At 60.5% G+C, this 13,457-nt stretch carries 15 protein-coding genes and 1 tRNA gene; 13 read left to right on the top strand and 3 right to left on the bottom strand.

Annotated features, from left to right (window positions below):
* The first annotated feature begins 53 nt into the window (after nucleotides 1–53).
* The 6 genes from eno (at nucleotide 54) to AC1ENN_RS03775 (ending at nucleotide 5,151) form a co-directional block, all read left to right on the top strand.
* Nucleotides 54–1,334 carry a phosphopyruvate hydratase gene (eno, locus tag AC1ENN_RS03750; RefSeq protein WP_449648713.1) on the top strand — a complete coding sequence of 427 codons (1,281 nt, stop codon included), beginning with the start codon at nucleotides 54–56 and terminating at the stop codon, nucleotides 1,332–1,334.
* 30 nt (nucleotides 1,335–1,364) lie between these two features.
* Nucleotides 1,365–1,871, top strand: a complete 507-nt coding sequence (locus tag AC1ENN_RS03755) for an FtsB family cell division protein (protein WP_449648712.1) — start codon at nucleotides 1,365–1,367, stop codon at nucleotides 1,869–1,871.
* Nucleotides 1,868–2,437 carry a DUF501 domain-containing protein gene (locus AC1ENN_RS03760; protein ID WP_480391851.1) on the top strand — a complete coding sequence of 190 codons (570 nt, stop codon included), beginning with the start codon at nucleotides 1,868–1,870 and terminating at the stop codon, nucleotides 2,435–2,437. The genes AC1ENN_RS03755 and AC1ENN_RS03760 overlap by 4 nt, the downstream gene beginning before the upstream one ends.
* Nucleotides 2,434–3,687, top strand: coding sequence for a S8 family serine peptidase (locus AC1ENN_RS03765; RefSeq protein WP_449648710.1), 1,254 nt, complete (start codon nucleotides 2,434–2,436; stop codon nucleotides 3,685–3,687). Before AC1ENN_RS03760 ends, AC1ENN_RS03765 begins: the two co-directional genes overlap by 4 nt.
* Nucleotides 3,688–3,727: 40 nt before the next feature.
* Nucleotides 3,728–5,044 carry an NAD(P)/FAD-dependent oxidoreductase gene (locus tag AC1ENN_RS03770; RefSeq protein ID WP_449648709.1) on the top strand — a complete coding sequence of 439 codons (1,317 nt, stop codon included), beginning with the start codon at nucleotides 3,728–3,730 and terminating at the stop codon, nucleotides 5,042–5,044.
* A 33-nt stretch (nucleotides 5,045–5,077) separates the two neighbouring features.
* Nucleotides 5,078–5,151: transfer RNA gene (locus tag AC1ENN_RS03775), tRNA-Leu, on the top strand.
* Nucleotides 5,152–5,258: 107 nt separating this feature from the next.
* On the opposite strand, the gene AC1ENN_RS03780 is transcribed toward AC1ENN_RS03775, so the two are convergent.
* Together AC1ENN_RS03780 and AC1ENN_RS03785 are read right to left on the bottom strand one after the other, a co-directional pair.
* Nucleotides 5,259–5,693, bottom strand: a complete 435-nt coding sequence (locus AC1ENN_RS03780) for an arsenate reductase ArsC (protein WP_449648708.1) — start codon at nucleotides 5,691–5,693, stop codon at nucleotides 5,259–5,261.
* 74 nt (nucleotides 5,694–5,767) lie between these two features.
* Nucleotides 5,768–6,739 carry a metalloregulator ArsR/SmtB family transcription factor gene (locus AC1ENN_RS03785; protein ID WP_480406709.1) on the bottom strand — a complete coding sequence of 324 codons (972 nt, stop codon included), beginning with the start codon at nucleotides 6,737–6,739 and terminating at the stop codon, nucleotides 5,768–5,770.
* A gap of 66 nt (nucleotides 6,740–6,805) precedes the next feature.
* Between AC1ENN_RS03785 and AC1ENN_RS03790 the strand changes: the two genes are divergently transcribed.
* Together AC1ENN_RS03790 and AC1ENN_RS03795 are read left to right on the top strand one after the other, a co-directional pair.
* Entirely contained in the window at nucleotides 6,806–7,492 is a 687-nt protein-coding gene (locus tag AC1ENN_RS03790; RefSeq protein ID WP_480391853.1) for an aquaporin, read from the top strand.
* Between the two features lie 63 nt (nucleotides 7,493–7,555).
* Complete coding sequence (locus AC1ENN_RS03795) at nucleotides 7,556–7,801, top strand: PLDc N-terminal domain-containing protein (RefSeq protein ID WP_480391854.1); 246 nt, start codon at nucleotides 7,556–7,558, stop codon at nucleotides 7,799–7,801.
* Here AC1ENN_RS03795 and AC1ENN_RS03800 read toward each other — a convergent pair.
* On the bottom strand, nucleotides 7,798–8,100 hold the full coding sequence (locus AC1ENN_RS03800) for a putative quinol monooxygenase (protein WP_480391855.1): 303 nt from the start codon (nucleotides 8,098–8,100) through the stop codon (nucleotides 7,798–7,800). The genes AC1ENN_RS03795 and AC1ENN_RS03800 overlap by 4 nt on opposite strands.
* Nucleotides 8,101–8,155: 55 nt before the next feature.
* On the opposite strand from AC1ENN_RS03800, the gene AC1ENN_RS03805 reads away from it, so the two are divergent.
* The 5 genes from AC1ENN_RS03805 (at nucleotide 8,156) to AC1ENN_RS03825 (ending at nucleotide 13,424) form a co-directional block, all read left to right on the top strand.
* A complete protein-coding gene (locus AC1ENN_RS03805) occupies nucleotides 8,156–8,896 on the top strand; it encodes a hypothetical protein (protein WP_480391856.1) in 741 nt (246 codons plus the stop codon).
* Nucleotides 8,897–9,042: 146 nt separating this feature from the next.
* Complete coding sequence (locus AC1ENN_RS03810) at nucleotides 9,043–10,269, top strand: amino acid deaminase/aldolase (protein WP_480406710.1); 1,227 nt, start codon at nucleotides 9,043–9,045, stop codon at nucleotides 10,267–10,269.
* Entirely contained in the window at nucleotides 10,266–11,609 is a 1,344-nt protein-coding gene (locus AC1ENN_RS03815; RefSeq protein WP_480406711.1) for a D-arabinono-1,4-lactone oxidase, read from the top strand. The genes AC1ENN_RS03810 and AC1ENN_RS03815 overlap by 4 nt, the downstream gene beginning before the upstream one ends.
* 27 nt (nucleotides 11,610–11,636) lie before the next feature.
* A complete protein-coding gene (locus tag AC1ENN_RS03820; protein WP_480406712.1) occupies nucleotides 11,637–12,779 on the top strand; it encodes an FAD-dependent monooxygenase in 1,143 nt (380 codons plus the stop codon).
* A gap of 78 nt (nucleotides 12,780–12,857) precedes the next feature.
* Nucleotides 12,858–13,424, top strand: coding sequence for a LemA family protein (locus tag AC1ENN_RS03825; RefSeq protein ID WP_449648700.1), 567 nt, complete (start codon nucleotides 12,858–12,860; stop codon nucleotides 13,422–13,424).
* The last annotated feature ends 33 nt before the right edge of the window (nucleotides 13,425–13,457 follow it).

Consider the following 13,457-nt stretch of genomic DNA (forward strand, 5'->3'; position numbering starts at 1 on the left):
CCCGGACATCCACCACTACTAGTCCAAACAATCTTTCTTGAAGGAGATCCCCTGTGGCCTTGATCGAAGCAGTTGGCGCCCGTGAAATTCTTGACTCTCGGGGCAACCCGACCGTTGAGGTCGAAGTTTTGCTCGACGACGGTGTGGTTTCTCGCGCCGCAGTTCCTTCGGGAGCATCCACCGGTGCGTTTGAGGCTTACGAGCTTCGCGACGGTGACAAAGACCGTTACCTCGGCAAGGGTGTGCAGAAAGCTGTTGACGCCGTAATCGACGACCTCGGCCCCGCCATTGAAGGCCTCGACGCCTCCGACCAGCGTCTCGTTGATGCTGAGCTCATTGCCGTTGATGGCACCGAGAACAAGAAGAACCTGGGCGCCAACGCGATCCTCGGTGTCTCGCTTGCTGTTGCCAAGGCTGCTGCGGATTCTGCAGACCTTCCCCTCTTCCGCTACCTCGGCGGACCAAACGCCCACGTGCTTCCCGTGCCGATGATGAACGTCATTAACGGTGGATCGCACGCCGACAGCAACGTCGACATTCAAGAGTTCATGATCCTCCCGCACGGTGCAGACACCTTCAGCGAGGGCCTCCGTTGGGGCGTAGAGACCTACCACGTGCTCAAGGGCTTGCTCAAGAGCAAGGGCCTCAGCACCGGCCTCGGAGACGAGGGTGGCTTCGCCCCCGACCTCTCCAGCAACCGCGCGGCTCTTGACCTGCTCATGGAAGCCATCGAGAAGGCCGGCTTCACGCCTGGCAAGGACATTGCTGTTGGTCTTGACGTTGCCGCCACCGAGTTCTACAAAGATGGTGTTTACACCTTTGAAGGAACCTCGAAGTCGGCAGGCGACATGAGCGCGTACTACGCGGAACTCGTTGCTGCGTACCCGCTCGTATCGATCGAAGACCCGCTTGACGAAGATGACTGGGAGGGCTGGGCTCAGCTCACCACCGAGATCGGTGCCAAGACTCAGATCGTCGGAGACGACCTGTTCGTCACCAACCCCAAGCGTCTCGCTAAGGGAATCGAGCTCGCAACGGCGAATTCGATCCTCGTGAAGGTGAACCAGATCGGTTCGCTCACCGAAACCCTCGACGCTGTTTCTCTCGCACAGCGCAGCGGCTACACGGCCGTCATGTCGCACCGTTCCGGTGAGACAGAAGACACCACCATTGCTGACCTCGCTGTCGCGCTCAACACCGGTCAGATCAAGACTGGTGCACCGGCTCGATCCGAGCGCGTAGCTAAGTACAACCAGCTTCTGCGCATCGAAGAAGAGCTCGGCGATGCCGCAGTTTACGCCGGCCGTTCCGCGTTCCCGCGGTTCGTCGGCTAGCGCCCGTCAGCGTCGTCTAGCATCGAACGCATGGCTAGGCGAGTACGAGCAAAAAAGGTAGCGGTGACGCTGCCCGAGGAGAGCGCGCCAGAACACTGGTTGCGCACGATCCGCTTCTCGGGCTTCACCGTGCTCATGCTCGGTTTGCTCATACTCGCCGTGATCGTTCTTGCGCCCAACCTGCGCATCCTGATCGAACAACAGCAAACCATCGCGCAGTTGCAGACAGAAGTGGATGAGGCCCAAGAATCTGTTGACGACCTCACCGAGAATGCCGCCAGATGGAACGATCGCGCCTACATCGAGTCGCAAGCCCGTGACCGGCTGTACTACGTCTATCCCGGCGAAGTGAGCTACCTGGTTACCGGCGACGCCGCCGATGTAACCACCAACGACGGCGTGCCCGTGAGCACGAGCATCCAGACCACCAAAATTGATTGGGTGACGACTCTCGTGTCATCCATCTACACTGCTGGTCTCACTGAAGATGCGCCAGACAAGCTGACCGCCCCCGTGATTGAAGGACCAACGCAATGACCACCCCACCGTTTGACACCGTCAGCGATGAAGATGTGCGCATTGTGTCGCTCCAACTAGGTCGCCCCGCCCGTGACGTGATCGGCATTGCCGCCCGCTGCGTGTGTGGCGCGCCAACCGTGGTTTCGACCAAGCCGCGCTTGAGCGATGGAACGCCGTTTCCCACCATCTATTACCTGTGCCACCCGGCGGCGACGGCATCCGTGTCGACGCTGGAAGCCGAAGGGCACATGCCAGAACTTGCAGCAATGCTTGAGGGCGAAATCGCTGAGCAATATCAAGCAGCGCATGACGCCTACATTGCTGATCGCGATGGCATCGAGGTCGTTGCAGAGCTTGCCGGTGTTTCTGCTGGCGGCATGCCCACTCGAGTCAAGTGCTTGCACGCCTTGGTCGGGCATTCGCTCGCCGCCGGCCCCGGAGTGAACCCCATTGGCGACATCGCCCTTGAGCGTGCGTCGTGGACCCCGACGGTATGCCAGTGCCCCGACTATTCAGTCGCCGAGGCCGACGCCGACTCTGCCAATGTTGCTTCAGCGAACGCGGCGGGGGAGAGCGGCCCATGAAGCGGTGGGCGGCTGGCGCAGTTCTGATGGCGAGTGTGGCCTCGCTGCTGGTTGCTACGCCTGCCTACGCGGATGCGGTTCGTGATCAGGAGTACTGGCTGCAGGAGTACGGCATCGAGGCTGCGTGGCAAGTCACCAAGGGTGCCGGGGTAACTATCGCCGTGATCGACACCGGCGTCGATGGCAGTGTGCAAGAGCTTGTCGGTGCGGTTACCGGCGGAACAGATTTTTCTGGCAAGGGATCGCCCAATGGGCAGACTCCGGTCGGTGACGAGAACCCCGCCCATGGCACTCTCGTGGCGTCGCTGGCTGCCGGTCGTGGCACAGGCACCGATTCCGGTGTGCTTGGCGCTGCACCCGAAGCCAATATTTTGGCGATCTCGATAGGCTTCACTGGTGGACCGATCAGTTCGGATGACCAGATTGCTCAAGCCGTGCGTTACGCCGTTGATCAGGGCGCGGATGTCATCAACCTGTCGCTCACTCGCGAAACCTTGGATTGGCCTCTGAGCTGGGACAGCGCATTCCTCTACGCCATGGATAACAATGTTGTCGTTGTGGCGGCGGCGGGAAACCGTGGCAGTGGAACAACGTCGGTTGGCGCCCCGGCCACGATGCCGGGTGTTCTGACGGTCGCCGGTGTCGACGTGAACGGTGTGGCGAGCTTCAACGCTTCCACTCAGGGCATCACCATTGGTGTTGCGGCGCCAAGTGAAGATCTCGTGGGTGTTGCTCCTGGCGGTTCGCACGTGCTGTGGAACGGAACCAGTGGGGCAACTCCGATCGTGGCGGGCATCGTGGCGCTTGTGCGAGCCGCGCATCCTGAACTTGATGCTGCCAACGTCATCAATCGCATTGTGAAGACCGCGCATGACACTGGTGCGCCTGGCACCGATGCGATCTACGGTTTCGGGCTGATAGATGCTGAAGCTGCTGTGAAGGCTTCCGTGCCGTTGGTCAATGCGAATCCCATGGGCAGCCTGGCCGAGTGGATCACTATTTATCGTCGTGCAGAGTCGATCCCTGTGCCGCTTCCGAGCTCGAGTTCTACCCCCGCCCCAGCGCCCGAAACTGATGGTGTTCCGGATGCCGCTGGCCCGGTTAGCCCGCTCGGAACACTGCTCCCAACAGTGAGCATGCTTCGCAATGTGGGGGTACCACTTGCTGTTTATGGCATTTTTCTGACAATTTTCGCTGTCTGGGGCCTTGCGTTCTGGCGTCGGTTTAGGAGTACGCGCGAGACAGAGTAGGTTTGGTGGCGAACTTGCCCCTTTTAGGAGACTCTGACTCGTGCCAAAAATCTTGATTGTCGGCGGCGGCTACGCCGGTTTTTACACTGCTCGTAAGCTCGAAAAGTGGCTGCGTCGCGGTGAAGCAGAGGTCACCATGGTTGACCCTCTTCCTTACATGACCTACCAGCCTTTCTTGCCTGAGGTTGCTGCAGGCTCCATCGAGCCTCGCCACGCGGTTGTTCCTCACCGTCGCCACCTGAAGACCACCAAGGTCGTCACGGCGAAGGTCTCCGGAATCAACCACGCCACAAAGACGGCAACGATTCAGCCAGAGGTTGGTGACTCGTGGGAGATGGATTACGACCTCGTCGTCGTCACCGCCGGTGCTGTGTCGCGCACGTTCCCGATTCCGGGTGTTGCTGACGAAGCAATTGGCATGAAGACGATTGAAGAGGCTGTTGCTGTTCGTGACCGTCTTCTCACCAACTTCGACAAGGCATCGAACCTGCCAGCTGGTCCTGAGCGCGACCGTCTGCTGACGTTCGTTGTTGTCGGTGGCGGCTTCGCCGGTATTGAAGCCTTCGGCGAAATGCGGAGCCTGGCGTCATCGCTGCTGCCGCTCTACCCGAGCCTCAACTTCGAAGACACTCACTTCCACCTCATCGAAGCCATGGGCCGCATCATGCCCGAGGTTTCGTTGGAGACCAGCAAGTGGGTTATCAAGAACCTTGACGAGCGTGGAGCCAAGATTCACCTCGACACCCAGCTGAAGTCTGCTGTCGGCGGCGTCGTTGAGTTGTCGACGGGCGAAAGCTTCGAGTCAGACACCATCGTGTGGACTGCTGGCGTGATGGCCAACCCGGTTGTGCGGAGCACTGATCTCCCCATTGAAGAGCGTGGACGCATCCGCGTGCAGGCCGACCTCCGTGTTATCAACGACGACGGCGTTGTCGAGGGTGCTTGGGGTGCTGGCGATGTGTGTGCTGTTCCTGACCTCACCGGTGGTGGCGTTGGCGGCTTCTGCGTTCCGAACGCTCAGCACGCTGTTCGCCAGGCCAAGCTCATGGCCAAGAACATCGTCGCCTCGCTTCGTGGCGAAGGCACCAAGGACTACTTCCACAAGAACCAGGGTGCAGTTGCCGGTCTCGGCCTCTACCACGGTGTCTTCCAGTCCGGCAAAATCGCGGTCAAGGGCTTCCCGGCGTGGTTCATGCACCGCGGATACCACGGCATGGCGATGCCGATGTTCGAGCGTAAGGCTCGTGTCTTCAGCAACTGGATCACGAACTTCTTCTGGGGTCGCGACACCATTTCGATCGAGGCACGCGTAGAACCGCGCCGCGCATTCGAAGAATTCGCCTCACGCCCCAAGTAGTATTTGCTGAGCCCCACGCACTGCGTGGGGCGTGCCCCGATAGCCCAATTGGCAGAGGCAGATGACTTAAAATCATCACAGTCAGGGTTCGAGTCCCTGTCGGGGCACAGTGTTTAATCGCGTTCGCTGGCCGTGCAATCGGCAGGTAAGTGAACGCTTAACGCATGAAGGCGGTCGCATTGCGGCCGCCTTCATGCGTTAGATCTGGATTCACTTAGGCGGGCAGAATCTCCGCGAGAAGCTTCTGGATGCGCGCCTTGATGTCATCGCGAATCGGGCGCACTTCATCGAGGCCCTTGCCGCGAGGGTCGACGAGCTCCCAGTCCTCGTAGCGCTTGCCGGGGAAGATCGGGCAGACGTCACCGCAGCCCATCGTGATGACAACATCCGAGGCTTGAACCTGGTCTGTTGTCATGAGTTGGGGAACCGCCTGCGAGATGTCGATGCCTTCTTCTGCCATCGCCAAGATTGCGGTCGGGTTGATCTCGTTGCCGGGCTCAGAACCGCCCGAGCGCACCTCGACGGCGCCGTTCGACAGGGCGGTCATGTAGCCGGCGGCCATTTGCGAACGCCCAGCGTTATGTATGCAGACAAAAAGTACAACAGGCTTGCGGATCTCGGAAGCGGCGGTGGCAGTCTCGGTGGTCATTTCTAAAGCATAGATGATTGTCTATGGATTGCGCGAGGGGTGGCCCCGGCGCGAGCAACTAGTTCACTCAGCGTTCACCGGGGCAGCGACTGCAAGAGTTCACGCACCCGACGATCGATGTCATCGCGCACGGCACGCACGCCATCCATCGCCATGTCGGCAGGGTCGGGAAGCTCCCAATCGAGGTAGCGGCGGCCAGAGTAAATCGGGCACGCATCGCCACAGCCCATCGTGACTACGACGTCCGCACCCCGCACAACCTCATCAGTGAGAGGTTTCGGATACTCGCCATCGATCGAAACGCCAATCTCGTCGAGAGCCGCCACAATCTTGGGGTTAATGGTTTCGGTGGGCTGCGAGCCGGCAGTCAAGACACGCACGCGGTCTCCGGCAAGAGCGCGCAAAATCGCGGACGCCAATTGTGAGCGACCCGCATTCTGCACGCACACGAACAGCACGCTGGTGGGGGAATCGGATGCTGCGGCATCCGTCACCGCTGCGTTATTCGTTACCGCAGCGGCATTCGCATCAGCAAGGGAGCCCAAGCGATCGGCGGCGAATCGTGAGGTGTGCGACGACAAATGGCGATCGCGCGGGGAACCCCGGCGCAAAAGTTCATAGCTACTCGCCACGTATTCGGCGATTGTTTCGCGCGAGAAGACACCAGCAAAGCGGAGGGCGAGATCGTCGGAGATTCGGGCGAGCACGGGGGAATCAACGGTGGCGGCGGACGCATCGGCGGGCGAGCGTTGCACAAAATCAAAGACGTCACTCAGGCGAGACTGTACGAGTGAATACCAGACCTGGCGCCCCTCTTGGACGCTCTGCAGGATGCCATCGTTGGCCATGATGCGCACATGGTGGCTCACGGTTGGCTGCGTGAGTCCGAGACGGGCGGCGAGATCGGTGACCCCACGACGGCCATCCGGAGTATCCATCAGCAGGCGCAAGATCTGCACTCGTGTCGGGTCGGCGATCGCCCGCATGCTGTGAGCGATTCGCTCGGCGATTGCACGCTCGGTCGAACTGGATCCGGTCGCTGACATAGACAGCAGTCTAAACGTCAGAGACGGATTCATAGACAGTTATCAATGTTTAGGTATGATCGCGGAATGACCGCGCCCCGCAGCCTTGCCCTCGCCCGCCGCCTCACCGCAGAATTTGTGGGCAGCGCCGGCCTTGCCGCCGTCGTCATCGGTTCCGGTATTGCCGCCCAACAGCTGTCACCGGGCGACACTGGCCTACAACTTCTCGAGAATGCTCTCGCCACCGCATTCGGTCTTGGCGTGCTCATCCTCGTCTTCATGACCGTCAGCGGCGCCCACTTCAACCCGGTCGTCTCGATCGTCGACTCGCTCAGCGGGCTGCGCTCGTGGCGCGACACCGCCTTCTACATTCCCACCCAAATTGTCGGATGCATCGGCGGCGCTATTCTCGCCAACCTCATGTTCGGGCAGTCCGCCGTCACGTTCAGCACCACCGTGCGCCTCACTCCGGGACACTTTCTCAGCGAGGTCGTAGCAACCGCCGGACTCATCGTCGTGATCTTCGCCCTCGTGCGCACCGGTCGCGCAAGCTTGGCTCCCATCGCTGTTGGAACGTACATCGGCGGTGCCTATTTCTTCACGAGCTCCACCAGTTTCGCCAACCCCGCCATCACCATCGGCCGCATGTTCAGCGACACTTTTGCGGGAATCGCGCCCACGTCCGCTCCCGGCTTTATCGCGGCCCAACTCGTGGGGGCTGCTCTCGGCTATTTGCTCGTGCGGTGGCTTTTCCCTGAGCGTCGCATGGCATAGTCGCCACGGCGGGAGTACTCTCAGGGCAAAGCCAGCATCAGGGTTTCGCCAAGGAGGAACATCATGGCTGAATTCAACGGTCTACAGCTCGTATTAGTACTCGCGTTGATCGCGTTCTATATCGTTACGATTTGGGCGATCGTGGTCACCGTGCGAGATCCCACCGCTTTTCCGTGGATGACCGCACTCTGGATTGCCGCCCTCATCCTGTTTCCGATAATCGGTCTTCTCGCGTGGCTAATCTGGCGCATCATGCGCAAGAACGCCGGGCTTCCCGGTTTCACCCGTGAAACCCATCGCAAGCACTAGTCGCGCAGCGGCGACCCGACGACCTCGAAACGGTTGCCGCCCAGCTGGCCGTTGAGCAGCGGCATTGCTTCCTTGATCGCGGCCTGCACGCTCGCTAGCTGAAGCGAGAGCTGGTGGGCCTCGGCCGATTCCCAGAGCTCAGAAACGAACACAGTGTCGGGATGCTCGTCGCTCACGCCAACCTCATAGCTGAGGCATCCGGCCCCATCGAGGTCGGTGCTGCGGCGCGTGAGAATCGCCACAACCTCGTCGCGGTGGCCAGGTTTCACACCAAGAGTTCCTACGTTTGCAAAAGTCATGCCTTTACCTAAAGTCACCACACGCAATTCGTCAAGACGAGAGCAATAATGAGCTGTGCCCAAGAAATCCCACGACGAAGCTGATGTTGATGCTCAGCAAGACAAGCTCATCAAGCGGCACGCACGCGGCGAACATCGGTGGCCGGCCGCAGCGGGAGTGCTCGTTGTCTTAGCAAGCTATGCGCTTCTCCCCACCGCGATCATGCCGCTGTCGGTTCGGATCCTCGTTGTCGCTCTCGGACTTGTGATGCTGATTCCGGTGATTGCACTCAATCCGGTGCGTCTCGTCAAGCAGACGTCGTGGTCACGTGCACTTTCGGTCGGTCTCGCTCTTGTGCTGGCAATCGCTAACGTGGCTGCTCTCGTCTTCGTTGTGGTCGTTCTCATCACTACGGGGAGCAAAGATGGCCCATCGATGCTGTTGGCCGCGACGCAGGTGTGGCTCACGAACATGATTGCGTTTGCGCTCGTGTACTGGGAACTGGATCGGGGCGGCCCGGTAACACGTCACACCAGTGATCGGTCCGAACTTCCTCTGGCCGACTTCCGGTTTGCTCAGGATGAAGACCACGATGCCATCGACGAAGTGAAGGGTCGATCATCTGCAGTAATTGGCTGGACCCCATCTTTCACTGACTACCTCTATGAGTCAGCGATCGGCTCGATGGCGTTCAGCCCGGGAGCGGCAGTGCCCTTGTCTCCACGCGTCAAGCTGTTATTGCTCGTTCAATCGTTGGGCGCGTTCATCATGTTGGCGCTCGTGATTGCCCACGCGGTCGGGCAACTTGGCGCGTAGAGGTTCGCCGTGGTGCGGCTCAGCAATGGGTCGCCATCGTTGTGCTTGACACCGCGTTCTGAGAAAGTTGAGCAACCAAGGCGCTGAAGCCGCACCCGGGCTCACCAGCGTTTCGATGCTCATCGCCGTGCACCCGAAGGAACTTTGTGAAGCTGCTCAGCACCCCCGCAAGCCCCTGGCACACTCCCGAGCAGTACTGGCAGCAACTCAGCGAAGCCACTGCAGCCCTCGACACTCCCTATGGGGTGCTTTCGCTCGATGCGCTCTCGCACAATGCCGCCGATCTCGTGAGGCGGGCATCCGGTCTCCCCATTCGGGTTGCGAGCAAGTCAATTCGGGTTCGCGAAGTAATGGATGCTGTACTCGCCCTCGATGACTACCGCGGTATTCTCGCCTATACCCTTGCCGAGGCGCTCTGGCTTGCTGACTCGATTGATGATGTGGTGGTCGGCTATCCCTCGGTGGACCGCGCTGCGATTGCCGCGCTCGGAACCAGCCCGGCGCTCGCCGAACGTGTCACGATCATGATTGATTCGGTCGAGCACCTCGACTTTGTTGATTCGGTGCTCTCGCCCCAACACCGCGAAACGATCCGGGTCTGCATTGATGTGGATGCGTCGTGGCATTCGCCTCTGCTCGGGCATGTTGGTGCGCACCGCTCGCCGGTGCATTCAGCGGCTCAGGCGCGCACTTTGGCAAGCACGGTCGTTGATCGTGATGGCTTTACTCTTGTTGGCGTGATGGCCTATGAGGCGCAGATTGCGGGGGTGGGCAATCGTCCGCCGGGCAAGCCGGTCTATGGTCGTGTGCTCGATGCTGTGCAGCGCTCTTCGGCGACGGAGCTGCGCGAGCGCCGTGGCGAAATTGTGGCTTCGGTGCGCGAGATCGCTGAGCTTGAGTTCGTGAACGGCGGGGGAACAGGCTCGCTCGAATCCACAGCCAACGATCCGTCTGTGACGGAACTGGCGGCCGGCAGCGGGCTGTTCGGACCGCACCTTTTCGACCAGTACAGCCACTTCACTCCGGCCCCGGCTGCCGCGTTCGCGCTCTCCGTCGACCGCAAATTTTCGCCCCACATCGCCACAGTTCACGGTGGCGGTTGGATTGCTTCCGGCGATCCCAGCCCCGATCGGATGCCCCAGCCAACCTGGCCCGTTGGCCTCAAGTATTTACCGCGCGAGGGCGCGGGCGAGGTGCAGTCACCACTCACTGGTCCCGGCGCTGAAGCGCTCAACATCGGAGACCGTGTCTGGTTTCGGCACACCAAAGCGGGCGAGCTGTCGGAGCACCTGAATGAGTTTGCCGTGGTCGAGGACGGCCGCATTATCGAGACTGTGCCGACGTATCGTGGCGAAGGCAAGGCGTTTCTGTGAGCGCGACCGCGCAGACTCCGGCTCTTCCCCCGGCTCTTGGCCCGGGAACGGAGTGGCGCAATTGGGGGCGCTCAGAGAGCGCGCACCCCGAGTTCCTGGCACAACCGGCCTGCGTCGAGGAGGTCGCTGCAACCGTCAACTTCGCGCGCGACCACGGCCTCACCGTCAAAGCATGGGGTGCAGGCCACAGTTTCACGTCAATTGCCGCAACTGACGGCGTGCACCTCGATCTCAGTGCTCTCGAGGGTCTGATCGCGGTAGAGGGCACCCACGTCACTCTCGGGGCCGGCACCAACCTGTACCAGCTGCCCGGGCTGCTCGAACCCCTCGGTCTCGCGCTGACCAACATGGGCGACATCGACCGCCAGACCATTGCGGGTGCAATCTCGACCGGGACCCACGGCACCGGCGCAAGATTCGGCGGCATCGCCACCCAAGTGCGCGGCGTCACCCTCGTCACGGCGGCGGGCGAAGTGCTGCGCATCAGCGCGACAGAGAACGCCGAACTTCTCCCGGCGGTAGCGCTGGGACTCGGTGCCCTCGGCATCCTCGTTGATGTCACGATCGAATGCGTTCCCACCTTTCTCTTGCATGCCATTGAGCGGCCAGAACCCGCTGACACCGTCCTGCAGGAGTGGCTACAACGCAGCGCCGAAACCGATCACTTTGAGTTCTACGTGTGGCCGCACACGGATACGGCACTCACCAAGAGCAACACGCGCCTCGCCGGGGATGCGCCGCGGCATCCGCTCACCAAGTTCTCGAGTTGGTTCGATGACGAGTTCATGGCCAATGGCGTCTTCCGCGCCATCTGTGCCGCGGGTCGCCGCGCGCCCGCGATCATCCCGCCCATCAATCGTCTTGCGGTGAAGCTCTCGGGCAATCGCGAATTCACCGACGTGTCGAGCAGTGTCTTCGTCACCGATCGCACCGTGCGCTTTCGCGAAATGGAATATGCCCTCCCCATCGATGCTGTTTCGGATGCCGTTCGCGCCATCCAAAAATTGATCACTGACAGGCGGTGGAAAGTTTCCTTCCCGATCGAGGTGCGTTCGGCGGCTGCGGACTCTCTGCTGCTGTCGACCGCGTCCGGGCGCGCCACCGGATATGTCGCGGTTCACCGGTATTGGCGCGAAGATCCCACAGAATATTTCCGTGAGGTTGAGGCGATTATGGTGGCGCATGATGGTCGGCCACACTGGGGAAAGCTTCATAACCGGCATGCCGAGTCGTTGCGGGACGTGTATCCGGGTTTCAATGAGTTCCTGACGATTCGTGACCGGCTCGATCCCGGTCGCGTGTTTACGAACGATTATTTGCGTCAGGGTTTAGGGCAGTAATGAGAGGGCGCGATTATCAAAGCCATTGTGTGTGGAGCAGGAATTGCGGGGCTTACGGTCGCTGGACAGTTGGCGACCAAGGGCTGGGAGGTGACTCTCCTCGAGGCTGCGCCTGAACGTCGCACTCAGGGTTACATGATTGATTTCTTTGGCCCCGGCTATGACGCGGCAGAGAAGATCGGCATCATCGACCGGTTACGTGAACTGCACTACCCGATCAGCGAGGCGCGTTTTGTTCGGCCCAATGGTCGAAGCCAAGCGATCGATTACGGAATTGTGGCGGCTAATGAGGGCGGCAAACTCATGAGTTTGATGCGTCAAGATCTTGAGCAGGTGCTGTTCGACGTGCTTCCGGAGAGTGTCGATGCGCGCTTTGGTAGCGCCGTCGTCTCTGTTGAAGATCGCACGGACTATGTCACGGCTGTGCTGGCTGATGGGTCTCGTATCTCTGGCGACATTGTGGTGGCAGCTGATGGCATCCACTCGGCGGTGCGCCACGACGTGTTCGGCCATTCGACGGCGTTCGATCGGCAGCTGGGGATGCACACGTGCGCCTATACCTTTGACTCTCCGCGGCTTCACAAAAAATTGGGTGACGCCTTGGTTTCTAGCGATGAGCTGGATCGCATGGTTGGCCTCTATGGTCTGCGCAATGGCACAGTGGCGCTTTTTGCGGCGCACCGGGTCGCCGATACTGTTCTTCCGGCTGACCCCCAGCAGGCCATTCGCGATGCCTATCAAGGGATGGGCGATGACATCGCTGAGGCCATTGAGAAGTGCCCCGATGCGGAGCACGTGTACTACGACCAGGTCGCCCAGGTGGAGTTGCCGGTGTGGAGTCGCGGCCGTGTTGTCTTCGCGGGCGATGCCTGCCAAGCAGTGTCGCTGCTTGCCGGCCAGGGGGCTTCGTTGGCGATTGCTGGGGGAGTGCTGCTCGTGGAGAAAATCACGAGCGGGGTCGAAATCAGTGCCGCCTTCGCTGAATATGAAGACGAATGGATGCCGGTCGTTCTCGAGAAGCAGGCCGCCGGGCGTCGTGCCGCGAGTGGCTTCCTGCCGCACACCCGCGTTCAGCTGTGGGCTCGTCGCGCTTCCTTGGCGTTGTTGCGTTCTCCGTTTCTCGGCAAGTTTGTCACGTCGAGGATCACTGGTAAGAAGCCGAGCAAATAGTCGTTCCGCCCGTGATTGGGGGCCAGTTGTCGCCATTTTTCTCGGTGGAGGCACAGCAGCGCGCCCTATAGTTGAGTCATGGAATTCCTGATCGTACTTGGCGTCATTGTTCTGCTCGTCGTCATCGTTGGTATCTACCTCTGGTCGACGTATAACTCGCTGGTGACTCTCAACGTTCGCGTTGATGAGGCGTGGAGCGACATCACGGTGCAGTTGAAGCGTCGTGCTGACTTGCTGCCGAACCTCATCGAGGCGGTCAAGGGCTACGCGGCTCACGAAAAGGGTGTCTTCGAGGCGGTCACGAAGGCTCGCGCTGAGACTCTGAACGCTCAGGGCCCGGTGGATGCTGCTGCCGCCGAGAACCACATGCAGTCTGCGCTGAAGAGCATCTTCGCGGTTGCTGAGGCGTACCCGCAGCTGCAGGCCAGCCAGAACTTCCTCCAGCTTCAGGGCGAACTGGTTGACACCGAGGACAAGATTCAGGCCAGCCGTCGCTTCTACAACGGCGGTGTGCGCGAACTCAACACCAAGATCAAGATCTTCCCGAACACGTTGTTCGCGCGCAACCTTGGTTTCCACGAGCGCGACTTCTTCGAGGTTGCGGATGCCGCCTCCATCGCTGAGCCTCCCCGCGTTCAGTTCTAATTCGTTTCTTACTACCTTGCGTGACCAGGAAGT

The sequence above is a fragment of the Rhodoglobus sp. G.S.23 genome, from assembly GCF_056675935.1.

What these genes read in the sequence shown, in the direction of transcription:
- AC1ENN_RS03755 (WP_449648712.1), top strand. Translation starts at nt 1,365, where the DNA reads ATGGCTAGGCGAGTACGAGCAAAAAAGGTAGCGGTGACGCTGCCCGAG.
- AC1ENN_RS03760 (WP_480391851.1), top strand. Translation starts at nt 1,868, where the DNA reads ATGACCACCCCACCGTTTGACACCGTCAGCGATGAAGATGTGCGCATT.
- AC1ENN_RS03765 (WP_449648710.1), top strand. Translation starts at nt 2,434, where the DNA reads ATGAAGCGGTGGGCGGCTGGCGCAGTTCTGATGGCGAGTGTGGCCTCG.
- AC1ENN_RS03780 (WP_449648708.1), bottom strand. Translation starts at nt 5,693, where the DNA reads ATGACCACCGAGACTGCCACCGCCGCTTCCGAGATCCGCAAGCCTGTT.
- AC1ENN_RS03785 (WP_480406709.1), bottom strand. Translation starts at nt 6,739, where the DNA reads ATGTCAGCGACCGGATCCAGTTCGACCGAGCGTGCAATCGCCGAGCGA.
- AC1ENN_RS03790 (WP_480391853.1), top strand. Translation starts at nt 6,806, where the DNA reads ATGACCGCGCCCCGCAGCCTTGCCCTCGCCCGCCGCCTCACCGCAGAA.
- AC1ENN_RS03795 (WP_480391854.1), top strand. Translation starts at nt 7,556, where the DNA reads ATGGCTGAATTCAACGGTCTACAGCTCGTATTAGTACTCGCGTTGATC.
- AC1ENN_RS03800 (WP_480391855.1), bottom strand. Translation starts at nt 8,100, where the DNA reads ATGACTTTTGCAAACGTAGGAACTCTTGGTGTGAAACCTGGCCACCGC.
- AC1ENN_RS03825 (WP_449648700.1), top strand. Translation starts at nt 12,858, where the DNA reads ATGGAATTCCTGATCGTACTTGGCGTCATTGTTCTGCTCGTCGTCATC.